Source organism: Chryseobacterium sp. IT-36CA2 (assembly GCF_949767875.1).
Classification (GTDB): domain Bacteria; phylum Bacteroidota; class Bacteroidia; order Flavobacteriales; family Weeksellaceae; genus Chryseobacterium.
Genome location: NZ_CATKPG010000024.1, coordinates 91307 through 111099 on the forward strand (window position 1 = coordinate 91307; position 19793 = coordinate 111099).

The 19793-nt window shown below is 34.8% G+C and carries 21 protein-coding genes; 6 read left to right on the plus strand and 15 right to left on the minus strand.

Annotation, left to right across the window (positions count from 1 at the left end):
* Positions 1–463 precede the first annotated feature (463 nt).
* Both ACM6F9_RS19530 and ACM6F9_RS19535 read left to right on the plus strand, forming a co-directional pair.
* Positions 464–892 carry a transposase gene (locus tag ACM6F9_RS19530; protein ID WP_414847237.1) on the plus strand — a complete coding sequence of 143 codons (429 nt, stop codon included), beginning with the start codon at positions 464–466 and terminating at the stop codon, positions 890–892.
* Between the two features lie 11 nt (positions 893–903).
* Positions 904–1242, plus strand: a complete 339-nt coding sequence (locus ACM6F9_RS19535; protein WP_414847238.1) for a helix-turn-helix domain-containing protein — start codon at positions 904–906, stop codon at positions 1240–1242.
* A 1192-nt stretch (positions 1243–2434) separates the two neighbouring features.
* Here ACM6F9_RS19535 and ACM6F9_RS19540 read toward each other — a convergent pair.
* The 4 genes from ACM6F9_RS19540 to ACM6F9_RS19555 form a co-directional block, all read right to left on the minus strand.
* The gene (locus ACM6F9_RS19540) at positions 2435–2656 is read right to left on the minus strand and encodes a phosphate ABC transporter substrate-binding protein (RefSeq protein WP_414847239.1); all 222 of its coding nucleotides are present in this window, start codon (positions 2654–2656) and stop codon (positions 2435–2437) included.
* A gap of 331 nt (positions 2657–2987) precedes the next feature.
* Positions 2988–3515 (minus strand): DUF6584 family protein, encoded by a 528-nt coding sequence (locus ACM6F9_RS19545; protein ID WP_414847240.1) that lies wholly within the window; start codon positions 3513–3515, stop codon positions 2988–2990.
* Between the two features lie 237 nt (positions 3516–3752).
* Positions 3753–4415, minus strand: coding sequence for a hypothetical protein (locus ACM6F9_RS19550; protein WP_414847241.1), 663 nt, complete (start codon positions 4413–4415; stop codon positions 3753–3755).
* 161 nt (positions 4416–4576) lie between these two features.
* Positions 4577–6094 carry a TROVE domain-containing protein gene (locus ACM6F9_RS19555; RefSeq protein WP_414847242.1) on the minus strand — a complete coding sequence of 506 codons (1518 nt, stop codon included), beginning with the start codon at positions 6092–6094 and terminating at the stop codon, positions 4577–4579.
* A gap of 409 nt (positions 6095–6503) precedes the next feature.
* Here ACM6F9_RS19555 and ACM6F9_RS19560 point away from each other — a divergent pair, with 409 nt between their 5' ends.
* Complete coding sequence (locus tag ACM6F9_RS19560) at positions 6504–6956, plus strand: VOC family protein (protein ID WP_414847243.1); 453 nt, start codon at positions 6504–6506, stop codon at positions 6954–6956.
* A 123-nt stretch (positions 6957–7079) separates the two neighbouring features.
* Here ACM6F9_RS19560 and ACM6F9_RS19565 read toward each other — a convergent pair whose 3' ends face one another.
* The 3 genes from ACM6F9_RS19565 to ACM6F9_RS19575 all read right to left on the minus strand — a co-directional run bounded on the left by ACM6F9_RS19565 (position 7080) and on the right by ACM6F9_RS19575 (position 12019).
* Positions 7080–8423 carry an SWIM zinc finger family protein gene (locus ACM6F9_RS19565; protein ID WP_414847244.1) on the minus strand — a complete coding sequence of 448 codons (1344 nt, stop codon included), beginning with the start codon at positions 8421–8423 and terminating at the stop codon, positions 7080–7082.
* Positions 8424–8426: 3 nt separating this feature from the next.
* Positions 8427–11123 carry a DUF6493 family protein gene (locus ACM6F9_RS19570; RefSeq protein ID WP_414847245.1) on the minus strand — a complete coding sequence of 899 codons (2697 nt, stop codon included), beginning with the start codon at positions 11121–11123 and terminating at the stop codon, positions 8427–8429.
* A 101-nt stretch (positions 11124–11224) separates the two neighbouring features.
* Positions 11225–12019, minus strand: coding sequence for a DUF6493 family protein (locus ACM6F9_RS19575; RefSeq protein WP_414847246.1), 795 nt, complete (start codon positions 12017–12019; stop codon positions 11225–11227).
* Between the two features lie 358 nt (positions 12020–12377).
* Between ACM6F9_RS19575 and ACM6F9_RS19580 the strand changes: the two genes are divergently transcribed.
* From ACM6F9_RS19580 to ACM6F9_RS19590, 3 genes are read left to right on the plus strand one after another with little or no spacing between them, the layout of a single operon-like run.
* Entirely contained in the window at positions 12378–12803 is a 426-nt protein-coding gene (locus ACM6F9_RS19580) for a MarR family winged helix-turn-helix transcriptional regulator (protein ID WP_414847247.1), read from the plus strand.
* Between the two features lie 7 nt (positions 12804–12810).
* Positions 12811–13155, plus strand: a complete 345-nt coding sequence (locus ACM6F9_RS19585; RefSeq protein WP_414847248.1) for a GIY-YIG nuclease family protein — start codon at positions 12811–12813, stop codon at positions 13153–13155.
* Positions 13152–14039: an alpha/beta fold hydrolase gene (locus ACM6F9_RS19590; RefSeq protein WP_414847249.1), complete on the plus strand. Its 888-nt coding sequence runs from the start codon at positions 13152–13154 to the stop codon at positions 14037–14039. The genes ACM6F9_RS19585 and ACM6F9_RS19590 overlap by 4 nt, the downstream gene beginning before the upstream one ends.
* A 64-nt stretch (positions 14040–14103) precedes the next feature.
* Here the strand turns inward: ACM6F9_RS19590 and ACM6F9_RS19595 are convergent, their stop codons facing one another.
* The 8 genes from ACM6F9_RS19595 to ACM6F9_RS19630 form a co-directional block, all read right to left on the minus strand.
* Positions 14104–14655, minus strand: coding sequence for a 3'-5' exonuclease (locus tag ACM6F9_RS19595; RefSeq protein ID WP_129042333.1), 552 nt, complete (start codon positions 14653–14655; stop codon positions 14104–14106).
* A gap of 110 nt (positions 14656–14765) precedes the next feature.
* Positions 14766–15308 (minus strand): exonuclease domain-containing protein, encoded by a 543-nt coding sequence (locus ACM6F9_RS19600; RefSeq protein WP_414847250.1) that lies wholly within the window; start codon positions 15306–15308, stop codon positions 14766–14768.
* A gap of 87 nt (positions 15309–15395) precedes the next feature.
* Complete coding sequence (locus tag ACM6F9_RS19605) at positions 15396–15959, minus strand: metallophosphoesterase family protein (RefSeq protein ID WP_414847251.1); 564 nt, start codon at positions 15957–15959, stop codon at positions 15396–15398.
* Between the two features lie 193 nt (positions 15960–16152).
* A complete protein-coding gene (locus tag ACM6F9_RS19610; RefSeq protein ID WP_414847252.1) occupies positions 16153–17169 on the minus strand; it encodes an RNA ligase, Rnl2 family in 1017 nt (338 codons plus the stop codon).
* A 13-nt stretch (positions 17170–17182) separates the two neighbouring features.
* The gene (locus ACM6F9_RS19615; RefSeq protein WP_414847253.1) at positions 17183–17554 is read right to left on the minus strand and encodes a cyclic-phosphate processing receiver domain-containing protein; all 372 of its coding nucleotides are present in this window, start codon (positions 17552–17554) and stop codon (positions 17183–17185) included.
* A gap of 10 nt (positions 17555–17564) precedes the next feature.
* Positions 17565–18341, minus strand: coding sequence for an ATP-grasp domain-containing protein (locus ACM6F9_RS19620; protein ID WP_414847254.1), 777 nt, complete (start codon positions 18339–18341; stop codon positions 17565–17567).
* A gap of 22 nt (positions 18342–18363) precedes the next feature.
* On the minus strand, positions 18364–19176 hold the full coding sequence (locus ACM6F9_RS19625; protein ID WP_414847255.1) for an ATP-grasp domain-containing protein: 813 nt from the start codon (positions 19174–19176) through the stop codon (positions 18364–18366).
* A gap of 18 nt (positions 19177–19194) precedes the next feature.
* Complete coding sequence (locus ACM6F9_RS19630; protein ID WP_414847256.1) at positions 19195–19680, minus strand: ribonuclease H-like YkuK family protein; 486 nt, start codon at positions 19678–19680, stop codon at positions 19195–19197.
* Positions 19681–19793: the final 113 nt, after the last annotated feature.

Consider the following 19793-nt stretch of genomic DNA (forward strand, 5'->3'; position numbering starts at 1 on the left):
TTTCAACTATTATTACTTCTTATTTTTGTTTACATTTGAAACCGAATAAGCAATTATTTGGTACTAATTAAAAATTCAACGCGTAAAAAACTGTTTATCAATGTATGCACAGTTTTCACTCATAGAATTATATAAAAACCTTAATAGGTTATATATTATTTTACACAAATGGCAGGAAGAGAAGTTTGAAAGAGAGAAGAGGAAACCATTAAAAATAAAGAATATACCCAAGTACATTAAGGTGATCCTTACCCACCTGTTTTTATATATTTGGTTAGTTATAAATCCATTTTTTAAGATTGATGATCTTATTAAATATATTTTAATATTTTTAAATCATAATTTCTATTTTTTATCGATTTCAAATCTGATTAAATCATTTTCGCTATAATAAATAATATACATACCCTATTTTCGTTTTTTTGATACATAAGTTTAAACAAAAGAACAAGATTCATTAAAAATGTTATATAAAGAAATTCATATTGGGAAGTTTATTAAGGAAAGGGTAGATGAAAATGAAATAACAACAGAAAGGATATGCAAATTTTTAGGCAAGGATGAAGGAACTATTGAAATGATGTATGCCAATAAATCAATGGATTCAGATCTACTTCTAAGATGGAGTAAATTATTGGAATACGATTTTTTCAGACTCTACAGTTCACATTTGATTTTATATGCGCCTCCTTCTGCAGTTAATAAAAACCAACAGAAATCTGAGAAAACACCTTATTTCAGGAAAAACATTTACACTCAGGAAATCAAAGACTTTATTATGAAAAGAATTCTTTCCGGTGAGATGACCCAAAGTGAAGTCATTAAAGAATACTCTATCCCGAAAAGTACACTCCACAGATGGCTTCAGAAGAGTGATAATGTAAACGGATAAACAGACACAACATGCGCCCCAATTACAAGAAAATTTATCTGGATATGCTCAGGATGGAATATCCGGAAAAGCTAAAGGATCCAAAAATTAAAGAACTCCTTGAAAAGCTTCATACCAGTGAAGATGTGCTTAAGTTCAATGAAAAACTGTTCAAACAGTCCAGAGAAAATCAAAAACTTAAAACTTACGACAGGCAGACCATGCTAAAATTGTTGCAGTATCAGAAAAAGCACGGTCATTCTACAAGCTATATGTCGAGAAAATATAAAATAAGCAGAACTACTCTTTCTAAATGGAAACTCATGTTTGAGGAAGAGCTTGAAAATACAATGAAAAATGCCGATCAGTAATCTGTCGGCATTTTTTAAAGGTAAAAATAAGGAAAAAACCGGGCTAAACGTTTGCCGGAATCGAACCGGATAACCTTGCCGGAATGACCGGCTTCGCTATTCCTCCCTAATTGTGTTACGATGAATTTTTTCCTAACGACACTTCAAAATAATAATATAAAGAAGCTGGAAGTGGGAAGAAGAAAGGGGTTAAAGTCTGAAAATATATCTGACTTTATAGAAAATTATATACAAAGATATCTTTCAACATCCCACTTCCGGCTTCTGATAGTATAAAAACAAGGCGAAAAACGAATAATGCAGTCGTGCTCTAACCAACTGAGCTACTCTTCCTATATAGACCGTGTTTTTTTGTTGTGGAAGAGACGGGATTCGAACCCGTGACCCCGTCGTGATGAGCGAAGTAACATTTTCCTACGGCACTTGTTTGTTTTTTAAAATAAAAGAGGCTAGATTTGAAAAGGCTTGTACAAGATCACTTTCATGACCTTCTGGAGTCGAACCAAATTAAACCGAAGTAGGCCTTCTCTACGGCACTCTTTTTATGTAAATCAAGGTAATATTTTTCAGAATCTTCCGTGCATTTGCTCTACCTGCTGAGCTACCTCTCCTTTTCGAGGGAAAAGGCAGGATTCGAACCTGCGACCCAATGTTTACTCAATCTCGAAGTATGATTCTAAGACGACACTTGATTTTAATTTTAGTAAGGTGATTAAATTAAACAGAGACTTATACGGGGTGTTACCATTTCTACTATCTGCTGATGCAGAACAGGATTCGAACCTGTATTACCGTCCCTTAAGAAGTAACTCTGTTTTACGACACTTACTTTATATGTTTATTCATAGTTATTAGTTTTCTTTTTGCAAAATTATATTGTGACTGCGCAATCTTTTTACGTAGTTATTTTTTTATTTAGATTTTGTTCGTTGATGTAATTTAAATAAAAGAGGCTAGATTCGAAAAAACTTTTACAAGATCACTTTCATGATCTGTTCTGGAGTTGAACCAAATTATACCGAAGTAAGTCTTCTCTACGGCACTCTTTTATAAATCAGGGTAAAAGCAGCGGAATCTTTCTATACCATCTATTCTTTCTTTTGAACTACATTCCGTTTACAACAGGAATGGCAGGAATTGAACCTACATCTGACGGGGGACTCGAAGTATGATTCCTATACGACACCTGATTCTAATTTTTCCATTGGGTTTTCCTGTATTTTTTCCAGTTTCGCTGGAACTTTGTATACGTTGCGTTTATAACTTCAAAACCATGTGGAAAACAATATGAACAACCCATATCATCTCCGTACATCAGTCTTGAGATCTGTACGCCTGAAATTTTCTTTGGAAAGTCGATTAATCCAAATTCATTGAATCCGAATTTTTGTCTTAACATTTTAGCTTTTTTCATAAGTATTGAGTATTAACCTCAATACACCGCTTCTTTTAAATCTGGTTTATAATTATTCATGGTTATTAAAATTTATATTCTTGATGCGCATTCTTTTTACGCAGTTATTTTTTATTTAAAAACCAAGTAACAATGTATAAGAGTTTTTGATTCGAGTCAAATTAAAAGTTTGATGATGGAACTCTTATGAACGACATTGGTCTGCAACTGGGCAATCTGGTGAAAGACTTTGTCAGTTTGGAATCGAAGTAGGTCTTTCTAACGACACCAGTATTATTAACACTGCAAAATTACATTATAGGTACGCAATCTATTTACGTAGTTTTATTTTTTATTGAGAAAACAATGATAAGATCAATTCACGCAGTTTAAAAATCCCTAAAACCAGAAGTAAAATAATGAATCCGATCAATAAAAAGATTCCTATCTTACTTAAAAAGCTTGTTTTGTTTTCTGAATAGCTTTCTTTCTCTCTTGTTTTGGCTTTGAAAACAGGAATTTGTTTGGTCGCTTTAAGGCTATCTTGTTCAAGCGCTATGATTATTTTCCTGGCATGTTCATCAAGCAGATTTTTATCTCCTCTGAAAACAATGTCCTTTAAAATGGCATTTCCTGAATTACTTAAAGACTTTCTGTAAATCTCTACTGCATCTTCCATTTCATGATTCTCCGGTTTAGAAAGAATCCAGAATTTACCTGCTTCGTCAAGAAATCCTGCTTCAAAATAAATCTGTCCTAATTTTTTTCTCAAGGAAAAATCATTAGGAAACTGATTGATCATATTTCTTAGTCTGTCGCATGCTTTTTTCTTTCTGCCATCTTTAAGATCCTGTTCAATTCTGTAAAATAAATTTCCCATAATTTTTTAAACAGTTTTATTTTTATTTAAATATTTGTTCGTTTTGCCTTGAAGCAAAAGAACCAAAAGTTCAAGACTTGGAAACTCCGGCTAAAAATAATCTACACTCTCTAAAAATTCTAAAACTTGCGCGAATGTTATATGAGTTCTTCGTTTCAATTTCCGTGTCGCGCTTCAAACAATAGAATTTTCTTAACGTTCGCATAGCTTATTTTCTTAACGCCTCCATTTCCTATGTCACTCTTTAATTCCAGCCAATTGTTTTGAAATTTTCTCTGGATATTTACAATTCAGCGTTTTTAGAACAGATACTATTCTGTTTTTTAAATTGATCTGTTGCATGATTACTTTTTCTAACTCAGCTTTGAGTTCGGATTCTTCTACTTCTGCAACAATTTTTATATTTTCAACATCTTCAATATTGGATTCTGTATATTCTGAGAAGCAGATTTTCCCATTTTCTCTTTTGTAAAACACCCATGGATGTCCTATCCAAAGGTCTTTCCATTCCGAAGATGGTGTATTAAAAATATTTTTCCAATCTTCAATATTGCTTATATCACCACAACAGTTAGGTTGTATCAATATTTTATCTTCTATTTTTAATACAATTCCTCCGTCAAAAGCCATGACATACATATCTTCTCCAGATTCGTCTGGTTCTGTGTCTTCCATTTTGGCTTCTACAATCATCTTCAGATTTTCGTCATCTATTGTTTCGATATCTGTCAAATAAGATCCTTTCTCAATAGCCTCAAAATTAAAATTCAGTTGAGAAACGGCTTCTTCCCATTTTGTAAACCATTCTTCGTGGTCTGGATAATCGGAAATTTCTGGTAACTCAAATTCTCCTTTGGAATATCGTAACGGGCTAATTTCAATAGTATTAATAAGTTTCATAATATTGTCGTTTAATTTTCTAGCCCGGATTGCAGCGGCATCCTTTTTCTTAATGGCATGAAAAAAGCTTTGGCGAAAAAGATACAGTGGAAAGCGGGAGTAAGCTCCTGAATATATTGATTCTTTTGATTGGTTAGTTTTTATTTTAAAAGCAGTGCCTGTTACAGCACTACTTTTTGAATCATTTTCACTGCGGATTTTTTGTCTTCCAAAGCATTCAGTACATCGAAAATTTTGTCTGACCAACCTGCAATAAGGTGTACATCATCTTTCCTGATATCAAGCGGCTGTGTACCATAACCTGCCAGGTCAAAAATATACAGCTTCGCATGAGGAGCGATGGCTTTGTATTTCTTCCAAGTGTCTTCAAAAGAGTTTCTGCTTCCTCTGCTATCCCACATCTGGGTATCCGTGAAAAGCATTACTTTATCCACCTGTTCTCTTCTTTTGATCAGGTCTTCGATGACCAGATAACCATTAGTGGAGTATCCTACTTCACCTTCACGCTTATAGAATGCGTCTACGTTTCTCAAAATACCATTTTTCGGCATTGGTACTCTTAGCCAACGGTCACCGAAGATACCTGTTACCACGTTTTTACACTGTGACTGCAGGATCATAGACATTAGCAAACCGATATCGTACAGCAAAATTTTACTTTTGCCGGAAACCGCTTTCTGCATAGAACCTGATACGTCGGCAGCGATCACTACTGAAGTATCAAAACCAAAGCCTTTGATGTTTCTGGCACTTACAACAACAGCATTTTCCAACGCTTCCAGTATTGAAGACAGATAAGGAGAATCTATGTTTTTTAATTCTCTATAAGCTGCCAGAAATCGGAATGGGAGCTGTTTTGAGTTGGATACGGCTCTTTCATCAGAAAGATATGCACATACTTTTTTCATAGCATCGGATGATACTTTAGCTTCCAGAATATTCCTCAGGTTTCTCATGGTTGCCATGTAACCTAATTTATTACTGAAGATTAGTTCTTCCCATTTGTTTTTGAAGGCCAGTTTTCTTGCTGCATCATCTGCAAATTTGGTCTGACCCAAAACAGAAAGTTCAACTTCCCATGTATAAGGAGTTTCCAGTGTATTGTTAGCAATTTTGTTGAAAACGGCCTGCTGGTTTTCGTCTTTAGCTTTCGGGTGAACCAGAAATAATGCATCTTTCAAGGTTACTTCCGCTTTTCGGTTGTATTTTGCAAACTGGTATTCATCAAATTTATTGAATGATTTCACCAGGCCTTTCTGAATCTGCTTTGACAGTTTGTTCAGTTTCTTGGTATCTGCTCTTTTGTTGGCAAGCTGGTAATATGCCAGCAATTCTGTAATTTCATCCGCTCTTTGTACCACTCCATCTACTGTTTTGCTTACAAGGTCTGTACCTGAGGTCTGCTTTGCCAATTCAGTTGTCAAAACCAATGGAATGGATCTTAGGTACATTTCTTTCCTTGCATAGACAGCGAGTTTTGCTACAAACTCAGGGTCATTTTTTTTGATCAGAGACTGAATTCTTTCCAACCTGTCATTTCCTTTTTCATAATTGGCATCTGACAGTCCTGTTGTAACAACAGCACTATACAATTCTTCTGCAGGTGTCATCGCATATGCTTTTGCACCTTCGTAGTTCTGTACTACTTTATTTTCTTTTTTTAAAAAATTAAATTTCATGGTTACTGTTTTTATTTGTTAAACATAGGAAGGTTTGATACTTCCTCTCTGATTTCTGATGCAAAGTAAAAACAGTATTACGTAACCTTTTTGCGTAGAATATTTTTCTCTGATTTTTTTTGATTTTTATTTTTGAAAATTGATTGTGAGGGGGATTTATTTTGAATAGCTAACACGGATTTGATAGGATTACGCAGACTTAAGTTTTGGCTAAAGCCAGATGAATAAATGATAATTTATTAGGTGGGCTAAAGCCCACCTCTATTGAATCAACATTGAAATTTAACAACAATTTAATTCCTAATTCCTAATTATAAAATCCTTCTATCACTCATTTCCATTAAAGAAATCGACTGTATTGAGTTTTCCGGAAATGGTTTTTTAGCTTTGTTATTATTAAAATTAAGCTATGATTAAAGGATTATATGAGACCCATGTTCAGGTGAGCGATCTGGAAAACGCGATACAGTTTTACACAGAAGTATTAGGGCTTACATTAGCTCATAGAGATGAAACCAGACCTATTGCTTTTTTGTGGGTTGGGGAAGATAAAGAATTTATGTTGGGGCTATGGGAACAGAAGGAAAATCTCCAGACAAGACATTTTGCTTTTTCCAGTAGTAAGGAAGATATTTTAAATTATTCAGTGGAGTTTCTTGAAAAAAAGGATTTAAAGCCATACAATTTTCTGAAAAATGGAAGTATTGAACCTATGGTTTTTGCATGGATGCCCGCACTGGCTATTTATTTTAATGATCCTGATGGAAACCAGCTGGAGTTTATTTCTATTCTGGAAAGTGACGGTAGACCGGAATTGGGAGTGCTTAGCTATGAAGAATGGATAAAACAAACAGGAAATTGATACAGTTTTTAAATTGATACAACGCAGAGGCGCAAGAAAATCAGAATTGATCTGTACTTAAACAAAATTAAATTTTTGCGCCTTTGCGATTGTTAACAAAATAATAAATGAGCATCAGCAGTTTTAAATATGTACCAGTTTCTTAACTGCCAATACGTGTTTGCAGGGACCTCTTTCTCCCTGATATTTAGAAAACCATTCACAGGTACAGCGTTCTCTTTCTTCTTCAATGATTACTGTATGGCCCACACCTGTTCCAGCTACCCTGGCTTCTGTTCTTTCTTTGTTGTTATTTAAAATCTCAACTTTTCCTGATTCTATAAGCTTTTCAGCATTTTTTAAACGTGGGTTTAATCCAATTATACGGCTTAATTTAAAAGGAAGTCTGCGATAAAAAAATTCTTTATCATCAAGATCGTAACCGAGTAATCCCATTGCTGCAAGCCTTGCTGTAATATTTTCAGTCTTATCAAAACTTATATTCTCTTCCAAAGCAAGTCTGGAAGGGTTGAAAGACTGATTGGCATAGGCATATTTATCCAAAGCATCAATCCATTTATCTGAAACATTTGAAATCAGGCTGTCCAAGAGTGCTCCTTCTCCGGAAAAACCTCTCCAGCACTCTCTTGACAAAGAAAAAGTGAATCTGATATTTCCCATATCGAGCTGCCATGTTGTAGACTGCATATCAGCATGTGGAAAAACCTGCATATTATCAATATAAGGAAGAAGAGGTTCCAAAAGACGAAGTCTGTGAAGCCCTCCTATACAAATAGAATCTGCAGATTTTACGGGAGAAAAAACAGGTTTATTACCTCTTACAATCAAGTAATAATCTGACTTTACCACTCCTTTCGGCATTCCACGAAACAATTGCTGTGTCTGGATTTTATTAAAAGTATAGCGCTTTTCTGATTCTGATAAATAGACCTGAACAGTTCCCAACCCTTTGATCCATTTTACAGGTAAAGGAACTTTTCTTTCTATGATTTTTTCTTCTTCTTTGTACAATCCCAGTTCTTTTTCACCTACGGAAAGCATGATTTTTTCATTCGGACGAATGCTTCCCAATGCTGTTATCATTGGCTGGTTAAAATCTACATTCGTTGTTCCGCTTTCCAGGAATTCACCATTCAATCCATCCGGCAGTACATCTACTCTTGCATAAGCACCTGCACAGTGAGAAAAACCTTCAAAGCGTAATCTTTCATTTCCTACTGTCACTATCGGATCTTTGAGAAGTGTCATCTGAAACGGAGACAGATTAAAGCTCGATTTCACAATATTGGAAAGTGCAATCAGACATCTGGCTAGAATAAAGGGCTGTCCCACATTTCCCCAGAAAAAACAAGGGACATTGGTATTTTTATGTATCTCGCTGTATTGGGCAAGAAATAATTCTTCAAGTGCTCCCTTCTTCAGTAAAGAGGATGCTCCTGAATAGTTGTAAATAAGCGTATCTTCCATAATTTATTTTTTCAGAAGAAGATTGCAGATTTTTTTCAGACTCGAGTTTTCTTTCCAGTTGTTTAATTTTTCTATTATTTCTTTATGAGCTGTTGAATGATTCAAAGCCAGCACTTCATGATAGATTTCAAGGATTTTTTTCAAATTGGTGACCGGCTCTTCCATTTGAAGCAGAATATTGGAAATCAATTCCTCTAAAGCAATATTATGATCTTTACTTACATTCAGCATGTGATGCTGCATAAGATCTGTTAATCTTTTAACCGGAGCCCACTCCAGTTTTTCGTGCAAACCGATCACTCTTCCCAACCATGCATTATCCATCATCTGGCCGGAAACATGTTCAAGCCATATTTCTGCTGCTGTTCCTCGGATGGTCTTATCACTATCCAGGAAAATAGTTCCCAGGAATAGATAACCGATTTCGTCCAGAGGTTTTTTGATCTGATAAAGTGCATTTGCAGTATTCAGAACAAGGCTTCTTTCAAAAACTTCTGCAATTCCGGAATAGAAAAGACAATATTTGATGACCTTCGCTAAAGCATTTGCCGGTGTATTTGGAAAACAAAGCATCAGTGCCGGAACCTCATTAAGTTCTTTCTGTTCAGCAACAAAATATTCCATGAACAAAGGTTCTTTTCTGTTTTCAAGATGATATTTCGGAATAACGATATTCAATTCTACAGGATAATATGAATTTTTTTTATTATCAATGGTTTTCCATTGATAGGCTCCTGAAAAAAATTCCACAGGAATATTATCATACCCAAAGCTTCTGAATTCTTCAAAAATAGTCTCAGGTGAGCGGGTAATTCCGGCTGTCATCCACCATGAAGGATGTATAAACTCTCCTTCTGGTTTTGCATTTTTACCAAAGAAGAAAAGTAGTAATTCTTTATATTCACCTTTCAATCTTTTCTCAACTTCCACTATTGCTTTTGCTGTATCATCTAATGCACAACGCTGCAGTGCCAGCTGAATATCCAGATGATGGGGTTCTGTATTATTATTCTGATAGCTCTCCAGCCTCTCCACCAAAGTAACAGGAGATATCCAGCATGGAGCATGTGTAATTGGGAATAACAAAGGAATTTTATCTCCTGATTTTATTTTTTCGAAAGCATACATTGCCAATTCTTTGAACGCTTGTCTTGCAGGACAGTCTGCCCCTACTTCTTCCATCAGACCTAATTTTTTCTGATAATTAGAGTAAGATTCTCTTGCAGCTTCTTCTTCTTTGGTTTTCTGGTATATTTTTTCAAGATTCTTAAGCTGAATCGGGTATTTTTCCAGCAAGGCCAAACCGAAGTTGATGATAGCATTGCACAATAAAACATTCAGATAAGGAACTTCCCATTTGGCTATGGTTTTACAGGCTTTCAAAAATACGGGTTCCATAAGCTTCACAGATTCTGCATCTACATCTCCTGCAAACTGGATAAATCCAGTCAAAGCAATATCACAGTGATAGCTATACGGATCATCCATTGCCAAAGGAAGATAAAACATCAGATCTTCAAAACTTTGAAGTACCTGTATTGCATTTTCGTCTACAGTCAGTAGCAGCTTTTGTGAAGTTATCGGTTCCAGTTCAGGTTGTTTTTCTTCAATATATTTTACCAAAAGAGGACGCACATTGGTCAGGATGTTATCTGAATAATGAGAAAGAGCTTCTCTCATATTTTCCGAAGCTGGAATATATTTAAGGATGATTTTTGCTGCTTTCGACTGTATCCCATCATCTTTGCTTACAAATGCCGAACTTAAGGCCATTCCCAGCATTTCAGGATCCATTTTCTTTCTCTGAAATATTTTTTCAGTAAGCACTAAACTGGAAACTACTACTGTTTTTACCTCTGAGCTCAGCAAATTCGGAAGATAATGTGAAAATTCATCATTTTTAAATTCAGAAGTTCCCACTATTTTTTTCAAATGTGATAATATCGTATTCACCGCTTTTGACTGTGAAGAAGCCAGCCCTGCAAGCAATTCATCCTGCAGATCAGATAATTCTTCTTCCGTAGGTTTTAAAGATGTAAATGCATCCATAAACCAACCGGTAACATTTTTATTAAAATTTCTGTTCGAAGCCAGGAGACATTCTCTTAGGAATCTTTTTCTTTCAATTTTTTTCTCTGTGATGAGTTTTTGAACAATAGGAAACCATTCTTTACGGAAGGGCAAAGATTTAGATGGATATTCACACAGATACCAAAAGTGGGTATTAAGTGTTTCAGGATGCCAATCCAGATCAGCCGGATGATTACTCAGGTGATGCCCCAGTAATTCTGGTTTAGGCTGCACGTAACCTTTTTCCGTCCATCCTAAAATATCTCTATAATTAAATGCTGTAAATTCAGCTTCTACAGATTCATTGATAAAGTCTGAAAACCAATCCGGGCATCCCCACTCCAGTATCTGTTCGGTCTGTTCTGCATTACGGAAAAGGCTCCAGTAATTTTTACCGAAATTCTTTTTGTCCATGCAGACAAATGAAGCAATATCAATAATGGAATGCTGATTCACAGATCCTGCCGTGTGGTAGGAGTTTTTAGTCATTACAATTTTACTAATCTCCCGATCCATTTTCTTTATAGATGGCACCAGTGTTTTCCTTTCTTCAATGGTAAGCTCTTTTAGAAAGGGGATAATCTCATGTATTTTTTCCTCATTAAGGATCTCATAAAGTCTTTCTTTCATGTGCTTCTAATTTGATGTATAAATTTGTTTCAGGTTATTTATTTTTTCCATTCTTCAAGCGGTTTTACAACAGTTTTATTCTTTTTTTATCAGTTTCTTCTCTACAGTTTATAATAAAGCTCAGGAAGCTTTTTAGCATTAAAAACTGATTTCTCAACAGCTGAAAGAATGGGGATCAGCAGTTTTTCAAAAATGGTAGTATAACTGGTAGTCAAATCAATAAGTTTTAAAATCTTATCTCTCAACCTCATTACAAATGACCATTCTAAAATGGTCTTTTTACCAATTATCGTTCCCAGTACATTTACCTTCAAATCATCCGAAACTGCCTTATTTAATAAGCCTTCAAAAGCCGTACCATAAAGGGTTTCAGAATTATTAAACAGTCCCGGAAACAGGAATAAATCTGACCTCTGCCAGGAAGAAAAACTCAGCTTTATACAAGCCTCCGAAAATCCCACCTTATCATCAATATCACACTGATAAACAACATGTAATAAAATCTTATTATTTTCCTTTTTGAAAAAAGAACCTGAAAAAAAGGGTCTCCAAAATAAAATTTTAATTAATCTATTATAATAAACACTATGATAATGATTGAATAAACTGGTCAAAAAAGAAGTATTCTGAGGATGGTAACTTTCAAAAAAATTGTCGGCAAAAAAAGCCAGTACCACATTATGGACTGATCTGTCTTTGTACTCACTTCCCGCTCTACTGCCAACTAAAGAAGGAAATACAGAAGTTATATTGTGCCTCAGTTTTTTATTACTATGTTTTTTTAAATGAACAACAACTTCTATTATATCTTCTGGTGTAAGCTTTTTAAGAAAAGGAGTCGTTCCATTTATTTTATAGTTTAAATATATTACCTCAAAACCTTCATCAACAAACATAAATTTATTCTTGTCAGCTAAAATAAAAAAAAATGACTGACAGACAGTAAATTATCCCATTAAAGTGAATTTTTTAACAAAATATTAAGTTAATGAAACAACCATTACCAATACCTTTAGTACCATAAAAACAATTCCCTGTTTAAAGATATATTGATAAAAAAGTGAATAAAAGCCCTGTATTCTAATATTTACACACAATTCGGTGTCTTAATTTAAGAATTTGTAATGCCACCCAAGACCATTGGATTAGTATACAGATACGTTAATTTTATTTAAAATAATAAAATAGGATTGTAATTCTCTAAATTTTATATATTTGCAAAACAAAAATACTTGACAACTCAAATACTTTTCAATGATAAGCACAGAATTATTATTTTTAATAAACATCAATAAGCTGCAGTCTGTAATCGCCAGAAAATTTGACTCTCTGAGTGTTCATGGCTTAGGATTCAATGACTTTGTTATTCTTTACGTCCTCAATTCTTCATCGGAAAACAGGATGCGAAGAATAGACCTTGCTGAAAAAATAGGTCTTACAGCTTCGGGAGTAACCCGATTATTAAACCCATTGGAAAAAATCGGACTGGTGACAAGAGAAACCAATGAAAGAGATGCCCGTGTCAGCTATGTGGTCATCACACCTAACGGCAAAAAGATATTTGAAGAAGCTAAGCTAAGTGCTGAGCATATTACGAAAGAAATTCTCTCTTCTAAAAAAGGTAAGTCTTTAAAAATGATCAACGAACTTTTATTTGATTTAGGAGGAAATATACAATAATGAAAACATGAAAAATGCATTAAAGAAACAGCTCAGGGAAAAAGCAAAAGACCACAAAACAACGATGGGAGTTCTTGCTGTTACCAATACATTAAACGGAAAACAATATATACAAGCTTCTTTAAATCTGGAAGCACTGGTGAATAAAATGAAGTTTCTTTTAAATGGCGGAATGTTTGAGCATTCACAATTACAAAAGGAATGGACAGAATTGGGTAGTGATTCTTTTTCTTTTGAATTTGCCGTAATCGTTCCGGATCAGAACAATGAATATATCAATTATCGTCAGGAGATACAAAAGGCTGAACAGGCATTCATATCAGAAAGCAACATGGAATTCTATTCATCATGACGAAAATTATCCATACAAAAGAGGCTGATCTATGCTACGAAATTTTCGGAGAAGATCATCAGCAGAATATTGTATTAATTCCTGGATTAGGAAGTCAGATGATCCGTTGGGATGCTGCATTATGTGAGCATCTTGTTGAAAAAGGGTTCAGAGTGATTCGTTTTGATAACAGAGATTCCGGGAGCTCTGTTTTTAATACAAAAAAAGAAATCCCTTCTGATAAAGGTATTAAAGAGATTTTTGCCGCACTTAGTAAGGAAGGAGTTCCTTATTCGCTGATGGATATGGCGAATGATGTCATTAGACTTCTTGATCATTTAAATATCAAACAAGCTCATATTGCAGGGCGTTCCATGGGAGGAATTATTGCTCAGCTTTTAGGTTCTTATTATCCTGAAAGGATTTTATCATTGACAATCATTATGTCAACTTCATTGAATCCTTCTCTTCCCAAACCAGATCCTGAAGTGATGGCGATGATGACACGGGTGTCTGCAGATCCTGTTCTCCATAAAGAAGAATACTTAAGGGAGAAGATACGTTTTGCGGAAAGAATATCAGGTTCGGGATATGTTTTTGATCCAAATCTGGAAACAGTATTGCTGGAACAAGAACTTACCCGTTCAAAGACAAAAAACGGAATCATCCGGCAGCTTATGGCAATGGGCTCTTTTCAATACGATCCTGAACTATTGAAAAAAATAAATGCTCCTGCATTGATTATTCATGGAACAGATGATTTGATCTTTCATTTAGAATGTGGAAAAGATATTGCGGATTCTATTCCTGGTTCTGAGTTTGTCCTCATTGAGGGAATGGGACATTCTATTCCGATGGAACTTTATGATTTTATCAGTGACAAGATATCTGATTTGGCAAAATAAAAAGACTGCCTCATTATTTGAGACAGTCCCGGTTTTAAATGTATCTGCTATTATTTCAGATTGTTTAATAATTTTTCAGGCACCAATGCAGAATCTTTGCAATGTTTTTTGCATCATCAACACCTCTGTGGTGGGTACCTTCTAAGGTCATGCCCAGTTCTCCCAAAGCTCTGTTCATGCCGACACTTTTCCTGATGGTAGGATGAATTTCACCAAATAATGTCTTCACATTGATATGGTCATCACTCATAGGATAATCCGTGTAGAATCTTCTTGCCTGATCCTGAAGCATGTTCAGGTCATAATTTCCATAACTTGCCCATGTCAGTTCTTCGGAATCATATTCTGCTCTCAGGATATCGAAAGCGTCATCCAGCATGATTCCTTCATGATCCAGCATATTTTGGGTAAGGGTGGTCAATTCCGTACAGAACGGACTTACTTTTGAATACTGAGGTTTGATTAAAATTCCCTCATTTTTGGAGATCTTACCGGTTTTTGCATTCATAATGCACACCCCGATTTCGATGATCTCACTTTCCTGACCTCTTGGCGGCCGGTTATCCCAACACGTTGCTTCGAGGTCTACTATTAATATATTTTCTGTTGTTTTCACTTGTTTAAAATTTGATTTTCATGGTGGAAGATGCATGTGGTAAGATGGAAGTTTTTACAGTGTTTCATTTACTTCCAGCTTCCAGTTTCAGTCTTCCATCCTAATTACTTTTACAGCATCTTACTTAAAATTCTGGCTGTATTATAAGCATCGTCTGCTCCGCTGTGATGGGTGCCTTCAAAGTTCATATTCAGATAACTTAAGGCTCTTTTAAGTCCTATTTGTTTGTGTAATTTAAAATGCCTTTTAAATTCATGCATCACATTCATATAATTTTCTGAAAAAGGATTGGTTATCCCGAGCCACTCGCATTGTTCTATGATCTGCTCTCCATCGAAGTTTCCATATCCTGCCCAGGTAAGCGGTGCAGAATGGTACTGATCTCTGATTATTTTACAGGCTTCTTCGAAATAGATTCCTTTTTCTTCTATCAGCTGCGGAGTAATTCCTGTCAGTTCTGTACAAAATCTGTTGATTTCTGATCGTTCCGGAATTACATAAATGCTTTGTTTCTGGGAAATTGCTTTTGTTGTTACGTTTAATTTGCAAATTCCTATTTCTATAATATCGACTTTCTGCCCGATGGGAATTCTGTCGTTTTCCCAACATGTAGCTTCCAGATCGATGATTATGATCTCATTGGTTGTTTTCATGATTTTTTAGAAATGAGAAGCTAGAGGTTAGAAATTAGTTAGGTTTCTACTTCTCCTACCCTTCAGCTTCTTTTTCATTGTTAATTGTTAGTTTCTAGGAGCAAATGGAGGAGTCCATTTTTTCCTTTTCATTATTTCTTTGACTTCCTCGTAGGAAACCGGATAAAAATTGTGGCAGTCTACCCCAACGTCAAAACTAAGTGCCATCTCATCATCCGGCAAAGTTCCGTGTGAATGGCCGTATAATTGCCAGACTCCTCGGTGTGAACCATTCCAGGTACGCATGGCGTAATGGAAAAGGATGATTTTCTGTTTACCGTTGTTTTGATCCGGTTCATCAATTCTCAGTTCGTGATAATCTTTGATGGAGGCAAATCGTTTGGGATACGTTAAAGCAGCTCCTTCGTGATTGCCTTTAATCAGATGGATATTTCCATTTAACCGATCCAAAATCTCTTTTGTAAAGTCCGGTTTTCCTAAACTCATATCTCCTAAATGGTAGACTGTATCACCGGCTTCAATTTTCTCGTTCCATCTTTTAATGAGTTCTTCATTCATATGGTCCAGTGATTCAAAGGGTCTCTCTGAAAATTTTATAATATTCTCGTGACCAAAATGATGGTCTGCTGTAAAAAATATATTGGGTTTCATTTTTTTAATTTTTTTTTCTTTTTTAAAACCACCCCGTCAAAAATTCTTTGAATTTTCGCCACCCCTCCAAAGGATGGGAATTTTCACACTTTCATTAGTTCTATTTCTCTTTAATAAAATGAAGTGTTTCCGTTCTTCTGACTTTTATGGTTACTTATTATACATAAAAAAGTTTCGGTAAAAAATACCGAAACTATACTTTAAGAGTCATCAACTCTTCTTTTATAAAATCAATCACTAAAGAATTCAACTTTTTGTTGATCCTTTTCTGCTCTTCTTTTTCAATAGCTGTGAAAGCTGCCGGGAAGTCTTTTTGGAAGTCTTCTAAAATATCCTGTGAAAAAAGACCAATCACCTTACCTATCATTTTAGGTTCGAATTCGCCAATTTTACTTATCACATTATTCAATCTGTTGACTGTAGCATATTTTTGGATTTCCTCCCAAATCTCCTGTGCTTTTTCACTGAAGTGAACCTGTTTCTGAACAGCTTTAGCTTCTTTTTTAACCATTTTGGACTTTTCAACCCATTTTTCATTCTTATTTTTTAGAATAATTCTGGCTCCATTTCCGAAATATTTGGTTTTCAAAGTTTTTACAATAGTCCCTTCACACATATTGTCTTCCAATTCAGGTAATCCAAGCCAGGCCGGAATTTGTGAATTGAAAACATTAGGGAATTTTAAAGCGTCTTCCAAAGTTCCCTGAAACAAAATTTTAGCATAGAAAAATCCTGTCTCTTCAAAAATCTGATTGACTACTTCTGTATCCAAATAGGTAATTCCATTCAGTTTAATATCGAAAGCATAAAATTCGTTGTAAGGTGCATATTCAATACCTTTCTGTACTTTCACAGCATTTTTTACGGGTTCTACTTCTTTATGTTTGTATCCGCCACCGAACAATTCACCGTAGATCACCACAGTTTCAACATCCGGATGGATGGCTTTCACTTTTTGAAACACTTCTATTACATTTTTTCTGTAACGTTCCAAAATCTGATGGGCATTGAAAAATTTCTCATCTTTTTCGATGAAAGCAGTTCTCTTCGCGATTTTAATTTCCTTTCCGTCGGTAAAGAAAGAGAAATTAGCTCCGTGAACTTTTTCCTGTACGATGAAAACCTCATCCCCAAAACCCTGAATTCTGATCTGTTCGATCACGCGGGTCTGGTAAGCATTTTCTATTGTGTTATATGTTTTGAAAATCATTTTGTTTTAGTTTTTAATTGTTCTTAAAATTTTTTAAAAGGCTAAGAATATTTTCCTTTCCTACCGGATTCATGGAGTGACAATAGAATTTTGGAAGATCCAGATAATTGTCCATACAATATTCTATCAGCCATTTGGCACAGTCATATCCTGTTTTTTCAACAAACTCCTGAGAGCCCTGTTCCAAATAATGCTCGTCTGCAAGATCATGATCAAAAGAAATCATTTCCGGAAGTCCTTTTTCCAAAATCCTGTTGACAAACTGTTCGTAATTCCGAACGATATGCCAGTCGCTTCTGAGGAACATATCCTGTTTGGTATAATGATAAGCCTCAATCGGGTATCTTATATCATCCAGAAATAATAATCTTTTAGTTTTTTCCATGATTTATTTTTTAATTTGAAAAATAAATATTCAAAGCTTTTATAACACTTTTTACATTGGTGTTTGGATAAAATCCTGAACTGTTAATACAATTTATTTCAACAATTTTCCAGCCTTTGTCTGTTAAACAGATATCCATCACAAAAGCTTCCCCAAGATTAAAAAGGTTGATCATTTCATGAGCGAAAATGAGCCCATCTTCTGAAACCTTTTCTTCAAAAGGAGCATCATCATTAAATTTATAATAACCACCATCAATAATCTGTCCACCAACAATCCAAAGTCTTGCTTCTTTTATTGCTCGTTTTGCCTCGGAAACCTGTATTAAAGAATCTTGTGTAATTCTATTGATCTGACTTTCCATTGCTTCAAATACAAAATCTTTCCATTCTGTCTCTGAAAATACTTTTCCTGTAAAAATTTTTGCTTCATTGTAGGGTTTTATGAATTTCATCTCATCTTTTTCCCAATTAAGCTGCTCAGAAATTTTATAAACAGAAGCATTATCATTAAGGAGATTTTCTCCATAATATTTGGAATATACCTCATATAGGTGATTGCCTCCATAAAAGGAACCCGGAAACCAGTCTGAATTTTGTTTTGCCAATCTTGCGATTGTCACCGAACCGTATACAAAAACATCTTTTCTACCTGTTTCGAAATCAATTTTTTCTGCAGCAGGAGGAATATTAACTACATCATAATCAATATTCAATTCTTCCAATGCATCAAAAATTTTATAGTGATCCGGATCTAAATACACATTAGCCTGAATTAGAAAATACATGGTTATTTGTTTTAAGGTTTTCTTATTTACTTTTCACTGTCTGTGACAATTCCAATTTTGCATCTTCAGGAAACCCTGAAAGACCTGGAATATCATTATATTCTAAAATTATTTTTTTCCCATCTTCCATTTCCAATACATCAATAGCTACAATATCGGCTTTGATATATTCTTGTAAAAGCTTTACTTTTTCAATCCATTCATCTTCTGGATTTATGATTTGATACTCCTGAGTTAAAGAATTGGCTTTCCAATATTTCCCTTTTCTTTTCATTGCCCAAACTTTATCATTGATAGCCAGATATCGAATGTCATATTTATAATCAATAAACCTTTCAGTTGTTACATAATCCTGATGAATAAACAGTAAATCTTTCAATTCTTCCCATTCTTCTTCTGTTGAAACTAAACTTTTACCATATCCTCCATGATGATTTCCAACTTTTACTACGAAAGGAAATCTCATTTCCAGATTTTTCAAATGATGGGTATTAGTTGCCACATTAAAATTGATAACCGGAAGTCCAAGTTTTTTAAGAATTTTAAGCATTGTAAGCCTTTCATACCCCATTAATAATGTAGAAGCTGAATTTACACAAGGTACTCCTGAATAATCTATTAGCTCTAATATACTCCGGTATTTAGGTTCAGGATTAATTGCACCTAATCGCCAGAAAATAATATCCGGTTTGCAAACTCCATCTGCATCTGTTACATATAATGAAGAATCTTTTAAAATGAATTCAGATGTCTGAACTTTCTTCTGAACGACATCAAACCCTGCAAAATACTCCTTCCAATATTTTTCTCCGTTAATGATTAAAATTGTTTTCATTGTTTTTGATTAAAAAGATTACACCATCATATCAGCACAGTTGGAACTTGCGAAAGCGTAAGGTTTTGCTTTAAACACATATCCCATTCCCAGAATATATCCCATGGCATCTTTTAATGCTACATTGGATTTAAAATCCGGGTCGGTATTAATGTCTGCGTGTACCTCCATTTCCACACCATAAGTATCCAACACAGAGCAGATCGCGTATGCAATTTCAACAGATTTGTTGACTTCATTCAGCATTCGCTCCTTGATACTGATACTCTGTATTTCTCTTTCTTTTCTAATAAAGGTAAACGCTCCTTTTCCCTCACGAATAAATACTACTGCTGTAGCATAGCTGATGGCATTTCCATATACATGAGAGTCTGATCCCACACATACTTTCAGACGGTGTCCATTGGCCTGTTCGCGGAGGATGGCTTCTTCTACCAGCTGTGTGATAGAGTGTTGGAAAATTTTTCCATTCATATTCTGCCATGTTTGTTGTTGCGTTTCCATTTTTTCTACATGTTTTAATTCATAAATGATTGTTGATTGTTGATAATTGATAAATGATAATCGATAAATAATGAGTTGCTCAGCAATCATTTATCATTGATCTTTTATCATTT